Below are 18229 nucleotides of genomic sequence, written 5' to 3' on the forward strand. Positions count from 1 at the left end.
CTATGAACGCTGAGGAGAGCACCCCGCACATCGTGGTCGTGGGTCCCCAGGGCTCCCCGTCCGAGAACGACGGCGAGAGCCGGTCGATCGCGGATCTGGTCGAGCAGCCCGCGAAGGTGATGCGCATCGGCAGCATGATCCGTCAGCTCCTGGAGGAGGTGCGCGCGGCTCCCCTGGACGAGGCCAGCCGCAAGCGGCTCAAGGAGATCCACCAGAGCTCCATCAAGGAGCTGGAGGACGGGCTCGCGCCGGAACTGGTCGACGAGCTGGAACGGCTGTCGCTGCCGTTCACCGAGGACGCCAACGGCACCCCGCCGAGCGAGGCGGAGCTCCGGGTCGCGCACGCGCAGCTCGTCGGCTGGCTGGAGGGGCTGTTCCACGGCATACAGACCACGCTCTTCGCCCAGCAGATGGCCGCTCGCGCCCAGCTGGAGAACATGCGCCGGGCCCTGCCGGGCGGCGTGTCCCTCCAGCAGCCGCAGGAGGGCGGCCCGTCCAACCCGGGCCCCTACCTGTAGGCACCCGTAGGCACCCGCAGGCATTCGTGACACCTGTGGCGCCGTCACCGGGCCGGTCGGCACGGCCCGGGTCGCGGTCCATCGTGACCGGCGCACCGGATACGCCCGTCGCGGTCTGCCATCATCCGGTACGGCCTTTCATGGCCGGGGTCACTGCCCGATGGGACCCGCCCGGCGGGCCGGTCACGCTCCGTAGAGCTTCTCCAGCACCTCGGCGACCCCGTCGTCGTTGTTGGTCGCGGTCACGTGGTCGACCAGTGCCAGCACCTCGGGGTGGGCGTTGGCGACGGCGTAGGACGTGCCGGCCCAGCGGAGCATCGGAAGATCGTTGGGCATGTCGCCGAAGGCGATCACCTCGTGCGGCCCGATGTCGCGGGTCGTCGCGAGGTGGGCCAGCGCCGAGGCCTTCGTCACGCCGTACGCGCTCATCTCGATCAGCGCCCGCCCGCTGGAGTGCGTGGGGGTGACCAGGTCGCCGACCAGGCCGCGGACCGCGGCCTGGAGGATGTCCGGGTCCATCCGGGGGTGCAGGGCCAGCAGCTTGGCGCAGGGGCGCGAGGTGAGCGTTGTCGTGCCGACCCGCAGCCCGGCGACCGCCCTGCTGTCCCAGCCCCCGAGCCGGAAGTCCGACTCGTGGGCGAAGCCTCCCTCGTACTCCACGGAGAAGGCGAGGTCGGGCACCTTCTCGCGGAGCCGCCGGACGACCTCCTCGAGGACCTCGGGGTCGATGAGGTGGGACTCGACGATGCGCTCGGTGTGCAGGTCGTAGACGAGGGCCCCGTTGGCGCAGATGGCCAGCCCGCGGTGCCGTACGGCTCCCGCGACCGTGTGCATCCAGCGGGGCGGCCTGCCGGTCACGAAGACGAGGGTGGCGCCGGCGTTCTCCACGAGCGAAAAAGCGGCGGCCGTGCGGGGGGAGACGGTGCCGTCCGAACGCAGGGCGGTGCCGTCGAGGTCGGTGGCGACCAGCCTGGGGTTTTGCATAACACGTCCCAGTCTGCACTGTGATGGGGTGACCTGTCGGCCCCGGGGATCCCTTCCGATGAATCTTCCTTCCTCATGGCGGGAACACGGCCCGGCCGGATAGTGTTAGCTGTGATGGCGTTGTATTAGCTGAATCCCGTTGTGAAAACCAGTTTTACTGAACCACCCGGGGCCCGCTGTACGACACATGGGGTTCATGAGGTGTGAATCCCGAAGTTTCAAATCCTGAGGGAGAGCTTTAATGGCTCAGGGAACCGTCAAGTGGTTCAATGCTGAAAAGGGCTTCGGCTTCATCGCACCGGACGGCGGTGCACCGGATGTCTTCGTGCACTTCTCCGAGATCCAGGGCAACGGCTACCGTAGCCTCGAAGACGGCCAGCGGGTCGAGTTCGAGATCACCCAGGGCCAGAAGGGCCCGCAGGCCTCGCAGGTCCGCGCCGTCTGACGCATAGACCTCTTGGTTGAACCGGAAGGCGGGGTCCGTTTCACGCGGACCCCGCCTTCTTCATGTCCCGGGTGCCGGGACGGTTTCGTGTTCAGGACGACGTGGAACGTGCCATACATCGCCTTTGTTGCACGGTTTCTTGATTGGTCCCGGCGCCCGGCGCGCGTCGCGAAGGACTTCGTGGCAGGTCGGGGCGTACGAGGGCCCTTAACGGCACCCGGACCTCGCCTTCGAACGGGTCTCACTCATAGGTGAGAATCACCCGCCGACACGGTCCGGCGATATCACCTTCAGGTGAGATTTCTCATCCGCGGACCAGTCCGGCGAGCCGCCGGGCGACCTGGCGGCGGAAGGCGGGACTGAGCGCCAGGGTGCGCAGGACGAGGTTCCTGAACGGCCGCACGCGCCTGTTCATGTTGGCCAGCCGGGACAGCAGGCCGGTGAAGGTGAGAACCCGCAGGGCGACGGGACGGCGGGCGGCGACGTAGCGGTCCAGTGCCTCCTGTTCGCCCTTGAGGGCCGCGGTGAGCGCCTCCGCGAGCGCGACGGCGTCCTGGAGGCCGGTGTTCATCCCCTGCCCTCCCGCGGGGCTGTGCACGTGCGCGGCGTCGCCGGCCAGCAGGACCCGTCCGGAGCGGAAGGTGCGGGCCACGCGGTGGTGCACCCGGAAGCGCGACCCCCAGACGACCTCGCCGACCACGGCCCGCTCCCTCCTCGGCCCCCGGGTGTCCAGCAGGTCCTGCACGAAGGCGACGTCGGGGTGCTCGGGCGCCTCGTCGACCGTGGAGACGATCCGGTGGGTGCCGTCGGGCAGGGGCGCGACCACGACCAGCCCGGCGGGGGAGAAGTACAGCACCACCTCGTCGCGGGGGACGCCCCCGGTGAGCCGCACGTCGGCCAGGCTGAACGACTCCCGCAGCTCGCCGCCCTCGAAGGCGATCCCCACCCGCTCGCGGACCGTGCTGCGCATGCCGTCCGCGCCGACCAGGTACCTCGCGGTGACCACCTCGCCGCCGGACAGCGTCGCGGTCACCCCGCCGCCGTCCTGGACGAGGCCCTCCAGCCGGTACGGCCTGGCGACGCGTCCGCCCAGCTCGACCAGGCGCTCCAGCAGGATCCGCTCGGTGACGGCCTGGGAGATCATCAGCGTGTACGGGTAGCGGGTCGGGAGCCCGCCGAACTCGACCGGTACGAGCGTCCTGTCGCGGTCCCTGATGGTGAAGCGCGGCGCGTGGATGCCCAGGGCGGTCAGCCGCCCGGAGACGCCGATGCCCTCCAGGACCTCCAGCGTCCTGGCGTGGACGACGGCGGCGCGGGAGGTGTTGTCACCGGCCGCCTGGTCGTCGACGACGGTCACGTCGATCCCCTGGGCGGCGAGGCAGGCGGCGGCGGCCAGGCCGGTCGGGCCCGCGCCGACGACCAGGACGTCCGTGGTGGCGGGGAGCATGTCGTTCTCCTAACTGATGCCAACGCTTGTTGGTCAACAGGCGTTGGCATAACTGTGCGCCTCCCGGCTGGCGATGTCAACACGTGTTGGCCTACAGTCGACGGCGTGCGGAGAACCTCGGAGGACACCAAGGCCGCGATCCTGGCCGCGGCGCGCGAGCGCTTCGCCTCGGACGGCTACCAGCGCGCGACCATCCGGGCCATCGCCGCGGACGCGGACATCGACCCGTCCATGGTCATGCGCTACTACGGCAACAAGGACGGCCTCTTCGCCGCCGCCGCCGACGTCGACCTCCGGTTCCCCGACCTGGCGGCGCTCCCCCGCCACACCGTGGGCGAGGCGCTCATCACCCACTTCCTCGACCGGTGGGAGGAGGACGAGGGCATGATGATCCTGCTCCGCACCGGCGTCACCGACGAGGCCGTCGCCGAGCGCATGCGCGGCATCTTCGCCGCCCAGCTCGGCTCCCTGGCCGCCCGGCTCGTCGCCGACCCTGCCGAGGCCCCCCTGCGGGCCGGGCTCGCCGCCACGCAGGTCCTCGGCATGGCCCTGTGCCGCTACGTCCTGCGGCTGCCGCCGGTGGCCGGGATGTCCCGCCAGGAGATCGTCGACTGGCTCGGCCCGACCCTGCAGCGCTACCTCACGGGGTGACCTCGAAGAGCGCGAGGCGATCCGGGGCTTTCCTCGGACACGATTCCGGTCACGAGAGCGACCGCGCCGGAACCGGGCCACGGCGCGGCGGGTCCACCCCTCATGGAGCGTCCCAGCGGTCCCGGGACGGACGGCGGAGGAGACGCGGGAGGCGGGGTGAACGCGCGAGGACCCCGCCGTGGGCGGCGGGGTCCTCGTGACGAGCTGGTGCGCCTCGAAGGGGTTACTTCACGGGTTCGAGGACGTCGAGGCCGACGTAGGGGCGCAGCGCCTTGGGGAGCACGACCGAGCCGTCCGCCTGCTGGTGGTTCTCCAGGATCGCGACGATCCACCGGGTGGTGGCCAGCGTGCCGTTCAGGGTGGCCACGTGCTGGGGCTTGCCTCCCGCGTCGCGGAACCGGACGCCGAGGCGCCGGGCCTGGAAGTCGGTGCAGTTGGAGGTCGAGGTGAGTTCGAGGTAGCGGTTCTGGCTGGGCAGCCACGCCTCGCAGTCGAACTTCCGCGCGGCCGACGTCCCGAGGTCTCCGGCGGCGGTGTCGATCACGCGGTAGGGCAGCTCGACCTTGGCCAGCATCTCCTTCTCCCAGTCGAGCATGCGCCGGTGCTCGGCGTAGGCGTCCTCGGGACGGGCGTAGGAGAACATCTCCACCTTGTCGAACTGGTGGACCCGGATGATGCCCCGGGTGTCCTTGCCGTACGACCCGGCCTCGCGGCGGAAGCACGAGGACCATCCCGCGTAGCGGTACGGCAGCGCGGAACCGTCCAGGATCTCGTCGGCGTGGTAGGCCGCCATCGGCACCTCGCTCGTGCCGACCAGGAACAGGTCGTCGTCGGCCAGGTGGTAGACCTCCGAGGCGTGGGCCCCGAGGAAGCCGGTGCCCTTCATCGACTCCGGCTTGACCAGCACCGGCGTGATCATCGGGACGAAGCCCGCCTCGATCGCCTGCTGCATGGCCATGTTGAGCAGCCCGAGCTGGAGCCTGGCTCCGACGCCCCTCAGGAAGAAGAACCGCGATCCCGAGACCTTGGCGCCGCGCTCCATGTCGATCGCGCCGAGCCGCTCGCCCAGCGCCAGGTGGTCCTTGAGCTCGAAGTCGAAGGACGGCTTCTCGCCGACCTCCTCCAGAACGACGTAGTCGTCCTCGCCGCCCTCCGGAGCGCCCTCCTCGACCAGGTTCGGCACCGTGTAGAGCAGCCCGTCGAGCTCGGCGCCGAGCTTCTCGGCCTCGGCCTCGGCCGACTTGACCTGCGAGGAGAGATCCTTCGCCCGCTCCAGCAGGGCCGTCTTCTCCTCCCCGGAGGCGCGGGAGACGGACTTGCCGACGGTCTTCTGCTCGGCGCGGAGCGTCTCGAAGCGGCTCAGCGCGCCACGGCGGCGCTCGTCGAGGTCGAGCAGCGTCGCGACGACAGAGTCGTCCTCACCGCGGGCACGCTGCGACGCCCGTAGCCGGTCGGGATCCTCACGAAGGGTACGCAGGTCAATCACACGCATAAGGCTACCGATGGACGGCCGCGCTTCGCGCCCGGATTGATCCGGGCGCCGTGCCGGGACCGGCGAGGGCGGCGCGGAACGGCGGCGACCGGACCGGATCGGCCGTGGATCGAACCCGGGACGGCTCCGCGTCAGACCTGGCCGGTGCGGATCCCGTCCAGCCAGCCCGCGGCCTCGGCGAAGGCCTCGTCCTCGGTGCCGGGCTTGATCTGCGTGGACAGGGCGTCGGCGCGCGGGTAGCTGCCCAGGAACCTGACCCGGGAGCAGATCCGGTGCAGGCCGGAGACGGCCTCACCGACGCGGGCGTCGGCGACGTGCCCCTCGAAGTCGAAATGGAAGAAATACCGGCCGATGCCGTCGCCGGTCGGGCGCGACTCGATGCGGGACAGGTTGACGCCACGCACGGAGAACTCGGTCATCATCTCCAGCAGCGCGCCCGGATGATCGTCGGCCAGGAAGGCGACCAGGGACGTCCGGTCCGCGCCGGTCGGCTCGGGCAGCGGCCCGGGGCGCGAGACCTGGACGAACCGGGTCACGGTGTCGGTACGGTCGCCGATCCCGCCGGCGAGTTCGACCAGCCCGTAGTGCTCGCCGGCGATACGCGCGGCGATGGCCGCGTCGTACGGCGATCCGGGGAGCGCGACCTCCTGCGCCGCCGCGGCGGTCGACGGCGCGGCGACCACCACCGCGTCGGGCAGCTCGCGGGCGATGAAGTTGCGGCACTGGGTGATGGCCGCGGGGTGGGTGAAGACCCTCTTGATGTGGCCGATCCCGGTGCCGGGACGCGCCAGGAGCGAGAACTCGACGGGCAGCAGCAGCTCCGCGGTGATCAGCAACGACTCACCCCGGGCGAGCTCGTCCAGGGTCGTGGTGATGGCGCCCTCGAGCGAGTTCTCCAGGGGGACGACGGCTCCGTCGGCCTGGCCGCGCCGGACGGCCTCCAGGGCCGCGGGGACGTTCGGGCTCGGCAGGCGCTCGGCCCCGGGCGCCAGGATGCGCAGGGCCTCCTCGGTGAAGGTCCCCTTCGGTCCCAGGTAAGCGAGTTTCGGCATGTCCTCAGGTTAACCGGGACCTGTCGAAAAAAGCGCGCGGGATTACACACCCGGACCTTTCACCCCGCCGTACGACCCGTCTCGCGATGTGGCCGATCCGTCTCACGGAATGGCCCCTCTCACGGGCGCCTCCACTCAGGGGGCGGTCAGGAAGGCCTCTCTCCGTGCGGGCAGCCATACCCCGAGCAGCCAGACCAGGGCCAGCGCGCCCAGGCCGAACCCGTTCTGCACGATCTTGCCCAGGACCGGGCTGAGCACCGGGATCTCCGCCGCCTTGATCGTCACCCCCCACCAGGGGATCGGCAGCACGTAGTAGAGCCAGACCCCGGTGGCCGCCCTGACCCTGACCGGGTCGCGGCCGTCACCGGCCAGCGCGCCGATCACCACGACCACCCAGGCCAGGTGGTGGATCCAGGCGACCGGCGAGAGCAGCACGGCCATCAGCCCGACCAGGGCCGTCCCGGCCACCGGGTGGCCGTCGAGCAGCGCCCTGCGGGCGTACCGGAAGCCGTACCAGGCGACCACGGCGACCAGCGCGATCCACAGCAGGGTCGTCGGCGTGTCGGGCAGGTAGAGCCGGATCAGCATGCCGCGCATCGACTGGTTGGTGGTCGCGGCGTTGGCGCCGAGCCGCTCGGGATCGAGCAGCGCGCGGAACCAGAAGTCGGCGGCGTCCTCCGGGATCACCAGGAACGGCAGCAGCGTCAGCAGCCCGGCGGTGAGCGAGGCCGTCAGGAAGGCCTCTCGCCCCTCGCGCCTCGCGCCCGGCCCCAGGCAGACGACGAGCAGGTAGACCAGGAAGACGCCCGGGGTGAGCTTGACCGCGGTGGCCAGGCCGATCAGCAGGCCGCGGGGCCACACCGGCCGCCGTACCACGCAGTCGGCCAGGCAGAGCGCGACGAGCAGGATGTCCACCTGGCCGAAGCGCACCTGGTCCCTGATCGGCATCAGGTACGTACAGAGGATCATCAGGGCGGCGAACAGCAGCGGCACCCGCAGGCGGTCCAGGACGCGCCACCCGCCCCGGCCGTCCGTGCCGCCGGAACGGCTCCGGCCGCCGGGATCGGCCCGGCCCGGCCCGGCGGGGGCGGTGATCCGGTCGAACGCGGCGCGGAAGGAGAGCCACACGGTGACCGCGAGGGTCAGGAAGATCAGCGCGGTCCACGCCCACTGCGCCGCCGGCCACGAGATCGCCGCCAGGGGCGTGGCCAGCAGCGCGGCCACCGGCGGGTAGGTGAACGGCAGCAGCTGCGGCGCGGGCGTCACGAAGTCGTAGACGGGCCGCCCCCGCAGCACGGCCTCTCCGCCGGTACGGTACACATCCAGGTCGACCAGGCGCTGGTCGTCCACGTTGCCCAGCCAGTGCAGCACCAGCGGGGCCACCCCCGCGGCGACGAGCAGCAGCGCGGGCAGCATCGCGAGCAGGCAGGGCGGCCATCGCGTCCACGGACTCCGTCCGGTCGCGGTGGCCTCGTCGATCCTCACGACCAGGCAGGTTACCGTGGGGCCGGAAAAACGGCCGCCCGGCGGGTACGGACAGGGGGAACCCGATGGTTTCGACGCGGAACGATCACGGGCCCGCGCGCCCCGGAACGGGGCCCGGCGCCCGGCCGCCCGTCCTGCCGCTCGCCCCGCCGCCCGCCCGGCCGCCCTCGGCGCCGCTCGCCCCGCCCTCCGCCCGGCCACTCGTCCCGTTCGCGCGGTCGATCACCTCGCCGCTCGCCCCGCTGCTCGTCCTCGTCTGCGCGCTCCTGGCGTTCCCGGTGCTCGGCGGCGCCGGTGCCGCCGAGGCCGCCTCGGCGTCCAGGGCCCTCCCCGGACGGGTCGTGATCATCGGGGTGCCGGGGCTGCTCTGGAGCGACCTGGACGCGACCCGGACCCCGAACCTGTGGCGGCTCGCCGGCGAGGGCGCCTCCGCGTCCATGTCCACCCGGACCGTCCCGCCTCCGGAGCGGGCGATCACCTGCCCGGTGGCGGGCTGGCTGACCGTCTCGGCCGGCCAGCGGGCCGGGGCTCCCGGCGCCGGCTGCGCCGTCCCGCCCGCGCCGCGGATGGCGCCGGACGGCGGGGCGAGCGTGCCGGGCTGGGCCGGCCTGTCCGCCTTCAACGCCACCACGGCCTTCCGGGCGGTCCCCGGGCGGCTGGGACGGCTCGCGGCGGACGCGGGCCTGAAGGTGGCCGCGGCCGGGCCGGGAGCCGCCCTCGGCGCCGCCGACGACTCGGGAAGGGTCACGCGGTACGCGGACGACGTGGCGGGACTCGGCGACCTCTCCCCGTACGGGCTGATCGTGGTGGAGGCCGGTGACCTCACCCGGGCCTGGATCGGCGGGTCCCCGGCGGCCGCTCCCCCCGTGAACCCCCCGGGCAGCCCCTCCGGCACTCCTTCGGACGCCTCCTCGGGAACCCCCTCCGCGAGCTCGGGCACCCCATCCGGCGACCCCTCCGTAAGCCCCTCGGGCATCCCCTCCGCGAGCCCTCCCGGCACCCTCTCGGGAGGGGCACCGGACGCGATTCCCGCCGCGATGACGGACCGGACCAGGCGGAAGGCGGTCGCCGGGGCCGACCGCGTGGTGGGCGAGGTCCTCGCCCGCCTGCCCCGGCCGGGCACCGACGGCACGGACGGCACCGGCCCCGCGGGCACCACGGTCCTGGTCGCCGGTCTGGCCGACGCCTCGCCCGCGCCGCACCTGCACGTGGCCATTGCCCACGGCCCGTCCCCCGGCGGCGCGCCGTACCCCCGCGGGTACCTCACCGCGGCCTCCACCCGCCAGGACGGCCTGGTCACCAACACCGACCTGACCGCCACCGTGATCGGCCTGCTGGGCCTGCCCGTCCCCGACGGGGTCGTGGGCCGCGCCTGGCAGGGCGCCGGGCCGGGCGGGGAACGGGTCGCGGCGACGGCGGGGAAGCTGGCCGACGACGACCTGGCGAGCCAGGTGCTCGTCACGGTACGGGCGCCCTTCTTCGCGGTGCTCGTGGCGGTGCAGATCCTGTTCTACCTGCTGGCCGCCCTCGCGATCCGGCGCGGCCGGGGCGGGGTGCGTGCCCTGAGGGCCGTCCAGGTCGTGGCCGTGGTCAGCGGGGCCGTCCCTGTCTCCACCTTCCTGGCGCAGCTCGTCCCGTGGTGGACGCTGCCCGCCCCGATGGTCTCGGTGATCGCGACGATCCTCGGGTTCGCCTGCGCGATCACCGCGGTGGCGTTCGCCCGGCCCTGGCGGGCGTATCCGCTGGGCCCGCTCACCGTCGTCGCCGGCGTCACCTCGGTGACGCTGCTGGCCGACGTGATGACCGGCTCGGCGCTCCAGGTGAACGCGGTCACCGGCTACGAGCCGGTCACCGGCGGGCGCTTCTACGGCTTCGGCAACATCGCCTTCGCGGTCTACTCGGCCGGGACGATCCTGGCGCTGGCCGGGATCGGCCAGTGGCTGCTCTCGCGCGGCAGGCGCGCCCTCGCGCTCGCGGTCTGCGCGGCGTACGGGGGACTCGCGGTGTTCGCCGACGGATGGCCGGCCTGGGGCGCCGACTTCGGCGGGGTCCCGGCGTTCATGGTGGGGGTCGTGGTCTTCCTGATCCTGCTGGCCGGCGGGCGGCTCTCACCGGTCCGCCTGGGCCTGGCCGGCCTGGCGGGCGTCCTGCTGGTCGCCGCCATCGCGGTGGCCGACTGGACCAGGCCCCCGGCGAGCCGTACCCACCTGGGCGCCTTCGTCCAGCAGGTGCTGGACGGGCAGGCGTGGACCGTGGTCGGGCGCAAGTTCTCGGCGATGGTCGGGGTCACGGTCGGCAACTGGTCGCTGACGCTGCTCACCCTGGTCGCGCTGGCGTTCCTGTTCCTGGTGCTGGACCGCCCGTCGCGGTGGGGGGCCTCGGCCCTGGGACGGGCCTACGCGCGGGCGCCCGCGCTGCGCGCCGGGCTGATCGGCGCGCTGGCCTGCGCGCTGGTTGGGTTCCTGATGAACGACTCGGGCATCGCGATCCCGGCGATGGCGCTCACGGTCGCGGTGCCGCTGACGCTGTCCGCCTGCGTGCGCGTCGTGCGTCCCTCATCGCCCGGTACGCCAGAGCGGCCGTCACGGCCAGCAGCGTCCACGGCACCACCCGCTCCCTGAGCAGGGTCTTCATCCACAGCAGGTCCTCGGGCCGCAGCGCCTCCCTGGCCGGGAGGTAGCCCAGCGAGAGCACCGTGATCCTGGCCACCATGAACCCCTCCAGCGCCGGCCAGGAGACCATCGCCAGCAGCGCGAAGGCCAGTCCGTCGTACCAGGGCAGCGCGTACGGGGCGGCGAAGAGCCAGGCGACGACCACCGCCGCGGCGACCGCGGGCGCGCCGTCGGAGGGCATGGTCCGCAGCAGCAGCCAGGCCAGGCAGACCATCAGGGCCAGGGAGCCGGCCTGGATCCAGGCCGAGTACGCGCCCGGTCCGAACACGTCCTGGAGGCCGGCCTTGACCAGGTGCCAGGGGGTGGCCAGGGAGACCTTCCTGCTCGCGGCGCTCACCTGGTCGAGCACGTGCGGCCCGGCGACGGCGTAGACGGCCAGCACGGTCGCCGTCGCGGTCCCGGCCACCACGGCGAGCCGGCCGGGTGAGCGGCGCAGCTCCCAGGCCGGGCCGAGCGCGACCAGCCCCGCGTTGAGCTTGATCCCGATGCCGACCCCGAGCAGCAGCCCGGAGGCGGCCCCGCGCACCGCGAGCGCGGCGACCATGCAGGCGATGGCGAGGGTGTCGACGTGCATCCCGGCCGCGAGGTGGTAGATCAGCAGCGGGTTGGCCGCCCAGAGCAGCGCCGCGCGCCGCCGCAGGCGCTCGTCCCCGGCCGCGAAGCGGTGCAGCAGCAGCGCCGTGCCGATGAACGCCGCCGCGTTGACGGCGGCCATCACGAAGACGGTCAGCCTGACCGAGTCGCCGCCCACCAGGCTCGCCAGCGCCTGCACGGCCGTGGCCACCGGCCCGTAGACGCTGGTCACCCCGGCCCACTCCTCGACCGCTCCGGTGACCGGGTCGCCGGGCAGGGCCGCGGGGGTGATCGCGTAGGGGTCCTGGCCGAGCGTGACCAGGCGGCCGTAGGCGGCGTAGTTGAGGTGGTCGGCCGACCCGGAGGGCGGCAGGAAGGCGATCAGGCCCGCCACGGCGCAGCCGGCCACGAGCAGCAGGCGCGCGGGCGGGCTCCACGCCGACCGGAGGGCGCCGGCCAGGCCGAGCCCTCCCAGGACGATCGCGGCGAGACCCAGGGCGATGACCAGGTGGGCGCCGGGACGGGCGTCCAGCGCGTACGGGGGGTGCCAGGAGGGGCCGGGCAGTCCCGGCACCATCGCGGACGGGCCCAGCAGCCCGATGAGCACCGTGATCGCCGCCGAGAGCGCCAGGGCTCCGAAGGCGACGACGGCCGGCCCGCGCGGCACGTCACCGGCGGGACTCCGCCTCTCGTCGACGGCCGACGCGTCCCGGGTCACCGGCAAATTCCACCACATCCTCGCCGGTGTCCGGCCCGCCGCCGTCCCCAGGCGGGGGGAGCGCACCGGAGAAGGACCTGTGACGCCTGCGGGAGAGGGCCCGTGGCAGGCCGGTAATGCCTGGGCGAGAGGATCCGGGGGTAGGTCGCCGACGCCTGCGGGAGAGGGTCGGCGATGCCTGCGGGAAAAGCCGGGCGACGCCCGTGGGAGAGGGTCAGCGGCGGGCCAGCAGCGCGCGGGCGACGTCGCGGAACTGCCTGGCCCGGTGGACCTGCGCCCGCCAGTCGGTGCCGGTCGCCCGGTGGGCCATCTCCACCTGCACCTCGCGCACGCGGAACCCCTTGCGCAGCAGGTCGATCGTGAGCCCCGTCTCCACGCCGAAGCCCCTGGCCAGCGGCCGGGCCGCGTCGAAGGCCGCCCTGGTCAGGCAGCGCTGGCCGTTGAGCGGCTGGGACGGCGCCCAGCCGGTGGCGCGCTCGACACCCTGGCGGGCCAGCCGCACCACGAATCCGTGCCCGCCGAGCCTCACCCGGGTGACGAAGACGGCGATCGTCATGTCGGCCTCACCCGAGGCGACCGGTTCGATCAGCGGCGCGGCCGTACGGGCGGTCTCCCCCAGGTCGGCGTCGAGGAAGAGCAGGTGCCGGGGGGCGGGGCCGTCGAGCAGGCGGACGGCCTCGGCGCCGCTCTCCATCGCGGCGGCCTTGCCCCGGTTGTGGCCGTGCCGTACGACACGGGCTCCGGCGGCCTTGGCGATCAGCCCCGTCCGGTCGGCCGAGCCGTCGTCCACGACCACGACGAGATCGACGCCGGGCAGTGCCAGGGCCGCGGCCACGGTGGCCCCGATCCGGTCGGCCTCGTCCTTGGCGGGGATGATCGCCGCCGTGCCGGTCATCGAGCACCTCCAGCGTTCAGGGTCCCGCGCCCCGGGCCCCGGTCCCGGGCTCGGGGGGCGCGTCTCATCCTTGGGATTCGGAACTCAGCAGCTTCTCCGGCATGGTCTCGTGCACGACGAAGACCGAGTCGAGTCCGGTGACCTGAAGGATCTTACGCACGGCCGGCCTGGGAGCCGCCACCTCCAGCGTGCCGCCGCGCTCGCGCAGCCGCTTGAGCGCCGAGAGCAGCACGTTCATGCCGGTGGAGTCGCAGAACTCCACGGCGGACATGTCGAGGACCACGAGCATGGTCTGGTTCTGCTCAAGCAGCCGGGTGAACTCGGCCTGCAGGCGCGGCGCGGTATATAGGTCGATTTCGCCGACGATGGTCACGACGGTGTGCCCGGCATGAGATCGACTTGAGACTTTTAGCTCCACAGCGGGCACACTAGCGGCGCGAGAGCCGCAGGTCACGTTCTCTTGAACAACCCGAGTCGTCCGCCCTTTGTCCCCCGTTTCAGCCACACGGAAACCCTGAGTGCGCGAAGCTTGACACTGTGCGACACCGGCTTGGCCGGAAGCAGGGAGGGGACCCGACACCTCCCCCGATCGCCGCTGCGCTACCGCAGCGGTGGCCGTTGAGTCACGAGAAACGGGCTCGAACCACCCATGAACACCGACCTACCCGAGGATCTCCAGCGGCAACGGCTCCAGGAGCACCTGGAGTCCATGATCACGCGCACCGGCAAGGCCACCTCGTGGCGCGACGCGGCGAGCTCGCTGCGGAGCCTGGTCAACCACGAGGGGCACGTCCCGATCAGGACACGTCTGTCGATCGAGGACCTCGACTTCCTCGAAGGGGCACGCGAGGAGCTCCTCGACTTCGCCACGCTCGGCGTCCGGCTGCTCGACCTGCACCAGCCGCGCGACGCGGGCGGCATCACCAGCGACGCCGCGCATCCGATCCTGCGGTGCCGCAGCTGCATGTGGCGGTGGCCGTGCCCGACGTTCCGCGCGATGGTGGAGTCCCTGGGCACCACCCGGAGGCTGACCTCCTTCCAGTACGTCGAGCCGGACACCGACGGCGAGTGCGCGCAGATGACCCTCATGGTCTCCGTACGGCCGGACGGTGAGGTCACCCCGGCGCCGGCCTCCAACGGCTCCGGCGCCGCGGGCGGCCTCGATCTCGGGCCGGGGCCCGGCTCCGCGAACGGGTCCGGTTCCGCGCCGGGCCCCGGGAGTTCGCGGAACGCCGGAGACGCCGGAGGCCCCGAAGGCCCCGGCGGCGGTTCAGGCTGAGAGCGGCAGGTCGATCTCGAAGCGGCAGCCGGGGCCGGAGTTGACGACGCCGATCGTCCCCCCGTGGGCCTCGACGATGCCGCGCGCGATCGCCAGGCCGAGGCCCGCCCCGGCACCGTCGGCGGTGGGGGTGCGGGCCGCCTCGCCGCGGAAGGCGACGTCGAAGACGCGGGGCAGGTCGTCCGCGGGGATGCCGCCGCAGCCGTCGGCGACCGACAGGCGGGCGGTGTCGTCCCCGGCCGAGGCCCGGACCACGACGGTGCCGTCGCCGGGTGTGTGCCTGATCGCGTTGACGACCAGGTTGCGCAGCGCCCGGGAGAGTTCGGCCGCGTCGGCCTGGACCGGGATCACCGGGTCGACCTCGCCGGTCAGCCGTACCCCCTTGGCCCGTGCCAGCTCCTCCACCCCGGCCAGGGCGTCGGCGACCAGGTCGCCGAGGCCGATGCGGGCGCGTGACAGGCGCAGCGTGCCTGCGTGGATCCGGGACAGCTCGAACAGGTCGTCCACCATGCCCGACAACCGGTCCACCTCCAGGCGGATCTGCCGGTGGTAGCGGACGACGGTGCCGGAGTCGGAGACCACGCCGTCCTCCAGGGCCTCGGCCATGGCCCGCATGCCCGCCAGGGGAGTGCGCAGGTCGTGGCTGACCCAGGTGACGAGCTCGCGGCGGGCGCTCTCCAGGGCACGCTCGCGCTCGCCGGCCAGGCGCAGCCGCCGGTAGGCGCGGTCCAGGCTCTCGGCGATCGTGCCGAGCTCGGCGGGCAGGCCGCGGGGCGGTGTGAACTCCCCCGAGGCCGGTACGGCGTGCACCGCGTCGACCAGACTGCGGCTGGCCGCCACGACCCGCCGGGCCAGCACGGTCGCGACGCCCAGCCCGACCAGGCCGCCCACCGCGACCACGCTGAGCACGATGTCCCTCGGCGTACCCTCGATGATCATCTTCAGGGTGATGGCGACCACGCCGCCCAGGGTCGCCACGACGGTCACCACCGCGACCACCGCGAGCATCACGCCGATCGACCGTTCGCGCAGCAGCCACATCGCGCCCAGCCCCGCCACCGCGACCAGCAGGCCGAGCCCGGCGGTGACCGCGACGATCGCCGTCATCTCGTTGATCATGACTCCGCCAGCGGCTCGTAGCGGTAGCCGACGCCCCAGACGGTGACGATCCGCCGCGGGACCGTGGGGTCGGGCTCGATCTTCTCGCGGAGGCGGCGGACGTGGACGGTCACCGTGGAGGAGTCGCCGAAGGACCAGCCCCAGACCTGGTCGAGCAGGGCCGAACGGCTGAAGGCCTGGCGGGGGTTGCGCATCAGGTGGGCCAGCAGGTCGAACTCGCGGGCGGTCAGCATGACCTCCTCCCCCCGGAACCTCACCTCGTGGGCGCCGACGTCGACGGTCAGGTCGCCGTCCCTGAGCACCCCGGTGCCGGTCGGCAGCGAGGCGCCGCGGGCCCGGCGCAGCACGGACTGCACGCGCAGGGCCAGCTCCCGGGGGCTGAAGGGTTTGGTGACGTAGTCGTCGGCGCCGGTCTCCAGGCCGACGACCCGGTCCATCTCCTCGCCCAGCGCGGTCAGCATGATCACCGGGACCGGCCAGCGCTCCCTGAGCTTCCTGCACACCTGCAGGCCGTCCATCCTGGGGAGCATCAGGTCGAGCACCATCAGGTCGGGAGGGTCCGCCAGCGCGCGCCTGAGCGCCTCGGCGCCGTCGCCGACGCATTCGACCGTGTGACCGTCACGTTCCAGGTACCGGGCCACGACCTCGGCCACCATCGGATCGTCGTCGACCACCAGAATCCGCGCGCTCATGGGTCACCACGGTAGGCCCGCCGGGCCCCTCGGCCCGTCACCGGTCCACGCGCACCCACCCGCCGGTCCACGCGTATCGGTCGCCGATCCGCGCGTGTCGGTCGTCGGTCCACGCGCACACGGCCGCCGCTCCACCCGCGCACGATCGTCGCTCCACGTGCGCTCGGTCGTCGGGCCCCGCGCACCCGATCGTTATGATCAAGACCCCCGCGGCCCGGCAGCCCGACGTACGGTGGAGTGCATGAGTCGTATCGTGATGGCGGTGCTGGGCGTCCTGCTCGGGCTCTACGTGGTGTTCGGGCTCTTGCTGCCCGCCCTGTTCGGGCTGCTGAAGTTCGTGCTCGTGCTGGCCGTGGTGGCCTTCGTGGTGGTCGCCCTGGTCACGATGGTGGCAAGGTCCAAGGGGTGAACCTGCTGCTCACGCTCCAGACGCTGATCGTCTGGATGTTCGACGGAGGCGGCATGCCCGCCGCGGCCGCCGTGGTCGGGCTGGGTGTGCTCCTGCTCGCCTGGGCGCTGCGCCCGGCACCCGTCTTCTCCGGCGCGGGGCCGCGGTCGTCGCGGCCCGAGCGCGACCGGGCCAGGCGGACGATGTTCGTCCGGCAGCGCGACCCCGACGCGGCCGGCAGGTCACGGCCCCGGGCGCCCTCGGCGGGCCCGGCGCCCGCGTAACCCCCTTCTTTCCGTACGGGCCTGATCCCGTGCGGGCACCGCGCCGTGAGCGCGCCCGTCGGCGCGGCACGTACGCGTACCGGAAAGATCCCCGCGGTTCGCGGGCGCCTTCTGTGCCGTCTCCACTCCAGCTCAGAAGGGCCCCCTCATGTTCGACCCCGTTCTCGGGTTCACCGCCGGCCTGATCGCCGCACTCGCCGAGCCTCTCGGCTCCACCGCGGCGGCGATCGTCGTGTTCACCGTCCTCGTCCGCCTCCTGCTGCTGCCGCTGAGCGTCATGCAGGCCAGGGGGGAACGGGCCAGGACCCGTCTCGCGCCTCAGGTGGAGCGACTCAGGAAGCGCCACGGGCGCGACCCCGAGCGGCTCCGCAGGGAGCTGTCCGCCCTCTACGCCAAGGAGGGCACCTCGCCGCTGGCGGGATGCCTCCCGTCCCTGGCGCAGGCGCCCTTCATGATGGTCGCCTACCAGGTCTTCGCCTCCTCGACGATCGCCGGGCACGCCAACGCGTTGCTGACCCACGGGCTCCTCGGGGTGCCGCTCGGGCAGCAGTTCGCCGGTACGGTGGCCGGATTCGGGCTGATCAGCGGCCCGGTCCTGGTCTTCGCCGGGCTCTTCGTGCTGCTCCTGGCGGTGGCGTGGGTCGCCTCGCGGCGGATGCGCCGCACGATGAGCCCGGACGTCCAGCCCGCCGTACTGCGCCGGGTGATGCCGCTGCTGCCGTACGGGACCGTCCTGGTCGCGGCGGTGCTGCCGCTCGCGGCCGGGGTGTACCTGCTGGTCAGCACCGCCTGGACGGCCGGGGAGCGGGCGCTGCTCCACCGCCCCGTGCCCGTCGCCGGCTGAGCGGCGGCTGTCGGCGGCCGGGACCCGGCGGCCCGGGAAAGGGTCCCGTGACTCGGCAACCCGGGAGGGAAGTTCCGTGATCCGGCATCCCGGAAGGGGGGCCGTGAGCCGGCGGCCCGGAGGGGGTTCCGTCCCGTCCCATGACAGGTGGGACGGGACGGAGACCACGTGGGCGAATTGCGTGAAGGGTCAGCCGCACTCTCTGAGCGCGGGCTCGGGAGTGGGGACGCAGCCGTTACCGGCCGTGTCGACCACCGCGACCACCGCCCACACCGTGGTCACCTCCCCCTCGTGCCTGACCCCCCATGTGGAGGCCAGATACTCGACGATTCCGAGGCCCCGTCCCCCCAGGGAGGAGAGCGTCGGGCGTCCGGCCCTCGGTTCGGTGGCCGCGCCGCCGTCACTCACCGCGACCTCGACGTGTTCCTCGTTCCATTCCCATGACACCCTGATCTGCCCCGACGGCAACGGGTGCGCGTGACGCAGCGCATTGCTCAGCAGTTCGCTGACCACCAGTACCGCGTCCTCCACAGCGGCTTCGTACACGCCCCGTTCCTGCAGGTCAGAGCAGAGGCGTTGACGTGCGACAGCGACGCTGGACGGTGCATACGGCAACAACACGACGCTCGACGCACTCACCTCCCCGTATCCCTGATCCCCCCTGAGGAACTCACCCCAGTACGACCGAAAT

General features: G+C 72.9%; 19 protein-coding genes. 8 read left to right on the top strand and 11 right to left on the bottom strand.

The window, feature by feature from the left end; genetic code table 11:
- Positions 1-2 precede the first annotated feature (2 nt).
- Positions 3-518 carry a bacterial proteasome activator family protein gene (locus ACLQ2R_RS03665; protein WP_425957831.1) on the top strand — a complete coding sequence of 172 codons (516 nt, stop codon included), beginning with the start codon at positions 3-5 and terminating at the stop codon, positions 516-518.
- Between the two features lie 183 nt (positions 519-701).
- Here ACLQ2R_RS03665 and ACLQ2R_RS03670 read toward each other — a convergent pair whose 3' ends face one another.
- A complete protein-coding gene (locus ACLQ2R_RS03670) occupies positions 702-1502 on the bottom strand; it encodes an HAD family hydrolase (protein ID WP_425957832.1) in 801 nt (266 codons plus the stop codon).
- A 241-nt stretch (positions 1503-1743) separates the two neighbouring features.
- On the opposite strand from ACLQ2R_RS03670, the gene ACLQ2R_RS03675 reads away from it, so the two are divergent.
- A complete protein-coding gene (locus tag ACLQ2R_RS03675; protein ID WP_012886943.1) occupies positions 1744-1947 on the top strand; it encodes a cold-shock protein in 204 nt (67 codons plus the stop codon).
- A gap of 304 nt (positions 1948-2251) precedes the next feature.
- On the opposite strand, the gene ACLQ2R_RS03680 is transcribed toward ACLQ2R_RS03675, so the two are convergent.
- Positions 2252-3394, bottom strand: a complete 1143-nt coding sequence (locus ACLQ2R_RS03680) for an FAD-dependent oxidoreductase (RefSeq protein ID WP_425957833.1) — start codon at positions 3392-3394, stop codon at positions 2252-2254.
- A 105-nt stretch (positions 3395-3499) separates the two neighbouring features.
- Here ACLQ2R_RS03680 and ACLQ2R_RS03685 point away from each other — a divergent pair, with 105 nt between their 5' ends.
- Positions 3500-4045 carry a TetR family transcriptional regulator gene (locus tag ACLQ2R_RS03685; protein WP_386240238.1) on the top strand — a complete coding sequence of 182 codons (546 nt, stop codon included), beginning with the start codon at positions 3500-3502 and terminating at the stop codon, positions 4043-4045.
- 223 nt (positions 4046-4268) lie between these two features.
- Here ACLQ2R_RS03685 and serS read toward each other — a convergent pair whose 3' ends face one another.
- The 3 genes from serS to ACLQ2R_RS03700 form a co-directional block, all read right to left on the bottom strand.
- The gene (gene serS, locus ACLQ2R_RS03690) at positions 4269-5531 is read right to left on the bottom strand and encodes a serine--tRNA ligase (RefSeq protein ID WP_425957834.1); all 1263 of its coding nucleotides are present in this window, start codon (positions 5529-5531) and stop codon (positions 4269-4271) included.
- Positions 5532-5668: 137 nt separating this feature from the next.
- Positions 5669-6589 (bottom strand): prephenate dehydratase, encoded by a 921-nt coding sequence (pheA, locus tag ACLQ2R_RS03695; RefSeq protein ID WP_425957835.1) that lies wholly within the window; start codon positions 6587-6589, stop codon positions 5669-5671.
- A gap of 135 nt (positions 6590-6724) precedes the next feature.
- A complete protein-coding gene (locus ACLQ2R_RS03700; RefSeq protein WP_425957836.1) occupies positions 6725-8074 on the bottom strand; it encodes a glycosyltransferase 87 family protein in 1350 nt (449 codons plus the stop codon).
- 65 nt (positions 8075-8139) lie between these two features.
- On the opposite strand from ACLQ2R_RS03700, the gene ACLQ2R_RS03705 reads away from it, so the two are divergent.
- On the top strand, positions 8140-10695 hold the full coding sequence (locus ACLQ2R_RS03705; RefSeq protein ID WP_425957837.1) for a hypothetical protein: 2556 nt from the start codon (positions 8140-8142) through the stop codon (positions 10693-10695).
- Here ACLQ2R_RS03705 and mptB read toward each other — a convergent pair.
- The 3 genes from mptB to ACLQ2R_RS03720 form a co-directional block, all read right to left on the bottom strand.
- Complete coding sequence (mptB, locus tag ACLQ2R_RS03710; RefSeq protein WP_425957838.1) at positions 10577-12037, bottom strand: polyprenol phosphomannose-dependent alpha 1,6 mannosyltransferase MptB; 1461 nt, start codon at positions 12035-12037, stop codon at positions 10577-10579. The two genes, ACLQ2R_RS03705 and mptB, sit on opposite strands and share 119 nt — an antisense overlap.
- 214 nt (positions 12038-12251) lie before the next feature.
- Positions 12252-12932: a glycosyltransferase family 2 protein gene (locus ACLQ2R_RS03715; protein ID WP_425957839.1), complete on the bottom strand. Its 681-nt coding sequence runs from the start codon at positions 12930-12932 to the stop codon at positions 12252-12254.
- Positions 12933-12996: 64 nt separating this feature from the next.
- Positions 12997-13350 (bottom strand): STAS domain-containing protein, encoded by a 354-nt coding sequence (locus tag ACLQ2R_RS03720; RefSeq protein WP_425957840.1) that lies wholly within the window; start codon positions 13348-13350, stop codon positions 12997-12999.
- Between the two features lie 231 nt (positions 13351-13581).
- On the opposite strand from ACLQ2R_RS03720, the gene ACLQ2R_RS03725 reads away from it, so the two are divergent.
- The gene (locus ACLQ2R_RS03725; RefSeq protein WP_425957841.1) at positions 13582-14211 is read left to right on the top strand and encodes a hypothetical protein; all 630 of its coding nucleotides are present in this window, start codon (positions 13582-13584) and stop codon (positions 14209-14211) included.
- Here the strand turns inward: ACLQ2R_RS03725 and ACLQ2R_RS03730 are convergent.
- Both ACLQ2R_RS03730 and ACLQ2R_RS03735 read right to left on the bottom strand, forming a co-directional pair.
- Positions 14203-15330, bottom strand: coding sequence for a sensor histidine kinase (locus tag ACLQ2R_RS03730; protein WP_425957842.1), 1128 nt, complete (start codon positions 15328-15330; stop codon positions 14203-14205). The two genes, ACLQ2R_RS03725 and ACLQ2R_RS03730, sit on opposite strands and share 9 nt — an antisense overlap.
- Positions 15327-16022 carry a response regulator transcription factor gene (locus ACLQ2R_RS03735; RefSeq protein WP_425957843.1) on the bottom strand — a complete coding sequence of 232 codons (696 nt, stop codon included), beginning with the start codon at positions 16020-16022 and terminating at the stop codon, positions 15327-15329. Before ACLQ2R_RS03735 ends, ACLQ2R_RS03730 begins: the two co-directional genes overlap by 4 nt.
- Positions 16023-16263: 241 nt before the next feature.
- Here ACLQ2R_RS03735 and ACLQ2R_RS03740 point away from each other — a divergent pair, with 241 nt between their 5' ends.
- The 3 genes from ACLQ2R_RS03740 to ACLQ2R_RS03750 all read left to right on the top strand — a co-directional run bounded on the left by ACLQ2R_RS03740 (position 16264) and on the right by ACLQ2R_RS03750 (position 17538).
- The gene (locus ACLQ2R_RS03740; protein ID WP_386240226.1) at positions 16264-16431 is read left to right on the top strand and encodes a hypothetical protein; all 168 of its coding nucleotides are present in this window, start codon (positions 16264-16266) and stop codon (positions 16429-16431) included.
- A complete protein-coding gene (locus tag ACLQ2R_RS03745; RefSeq protein WP_425957844.1) occupies positions 16428-16694 on the top strand; it encodes a DUF6412 domain-containing protein in 267 nt (88 codons plus the stop codon). The genes ACLQ2R_RS03740 and ACLQ2R_RS03745 overlap by 4 nt, the downstream gene beginning before the upstream one ends.
- 148 nt (positions 16695-16842) lie before the next feature.
- Positions 16843-17538, top strand: a complete 696-nt coding sequence (locus tag ACLQ2R_RS03750; protein WP_425957845.1) for a YidC/Oxa1 family membrane protein insertase — start codon at positions 16843-16845, stop codon at positions 17536-17538.
- A 189-nt stretch (positions 17539-17727) separates the two neighbouring features.
- On the opposite strand, the gene ACLQ2R_RS03755 is transcribed toward ACLQ2R_RS03750, so the two are convergent.
- Entirely contained in the window at positions 17728-18177 is a 450-nt protein-coding gene (locus ACLQ2R_RS03755) for an ATP-binding protein (protein WP_425957846.1), read from the bottom strand.
- Positions 18178-18229 lie beyond the last annotated feature (52 nt).

The sequence above is a fragment of the Streptosporangium sp. DT93 genome, assembly GCF_049844535.1.
In the GTDB taxonomy this organism is placed as follows: Bacteria; Actinomycetota; Actinomycetes; order Streptosporangiales; family Streptosporangiaceae; genus Streptosporangium.

Bases quoted from the DNA above. Each gene is read 5' to 3' on its own strand.
- ACLQ2R_RS03735 (WP_425957843.1), bottom strand. From the start codon at position 16,022: ATGAGCGCGCGGATTCTGGTGGTCGACGACGATCCGATGGTGGCCGAG.
- ACLQ2R_RS03680 (WP_425957833.1), bottom strand. From the start codon at position 3,394: ATGCTCCCCGCCACCACGGACGTCCTGGTCGTCGGCGCGGGCCCGACC.
- ACLQ2R_RS03705 (WP_425957837.1), top strand. From the start codon at position 8,140: ATGGTTTCGACGCGGAACGATCACGGGCCCGCGCGCCCCGGAACGGGG.
- ACLQ2R_RS03750 (WP_425957845.1), top strand. From the start codon at position 16,843: ATGTTCGACCCCGTTCTCGGGTTCACCGCCGGCCTGATCGCCGCACTC.
- ACLQ2R_RS03740 (WP_386240226.1), top strand. From the start codon at position 16,264: ATGAGTCGTATCGTGATGGCGGTGCTGGGCGTCCTGCTCGGGCTCTAC.
- pheA (WP_425957835.1), bottom strand. From the start codon at position 6,589: ATGCCGAAACTCGCTTACCTGGGACCGAAGGGGACCTTCACCGAGGAG.
- ACLQ2R_RS03665 (WP_425957831.1), top strand. From the start codon at position 3: ATGAACGCTGAGGAGAGCACCCCGCACATCGTGGTCGTGGGTCCCCAG.
- ACLQ2R_RS03715 (WP_425957839.1), bottom strand. From the start codon at position 12,932: ATGACCGGCACGGCGGCGATCATCCCCGCCAAGGACGAGGCCGACCGG.
- ACLQ2R_RS03670 (WP_425957832.1), bottom strand. From the start codon at position 1,502: ATGCAAAACCCCAGGCTGGTCGCCACCGACCTCGACGGCACCGCCCTG.
- ACLQ2R_RS03730 (WP_425957842.1), bottom strand. From the start codon at position 15,330: ATGATCAACGAGATGACGGCGATCGTCGCGGTCACCGCCGGGCTCGGC.
- ACLQ2R_RS03725 (WP_425957841.1), top strand. From the start codon at position 13,582: ATGAACACCGACCTACCCGAGGATCTCCAGCGGCAACGGCTCCAGGAG.
- ACLQ2R_RS03675 (WP_012886943.1), top strand. From the start codon at position 1,744: ATGGCTCAGGGAACCGTCAAGTGGTTCAATGCTGAAAAGGGCTTCGGC.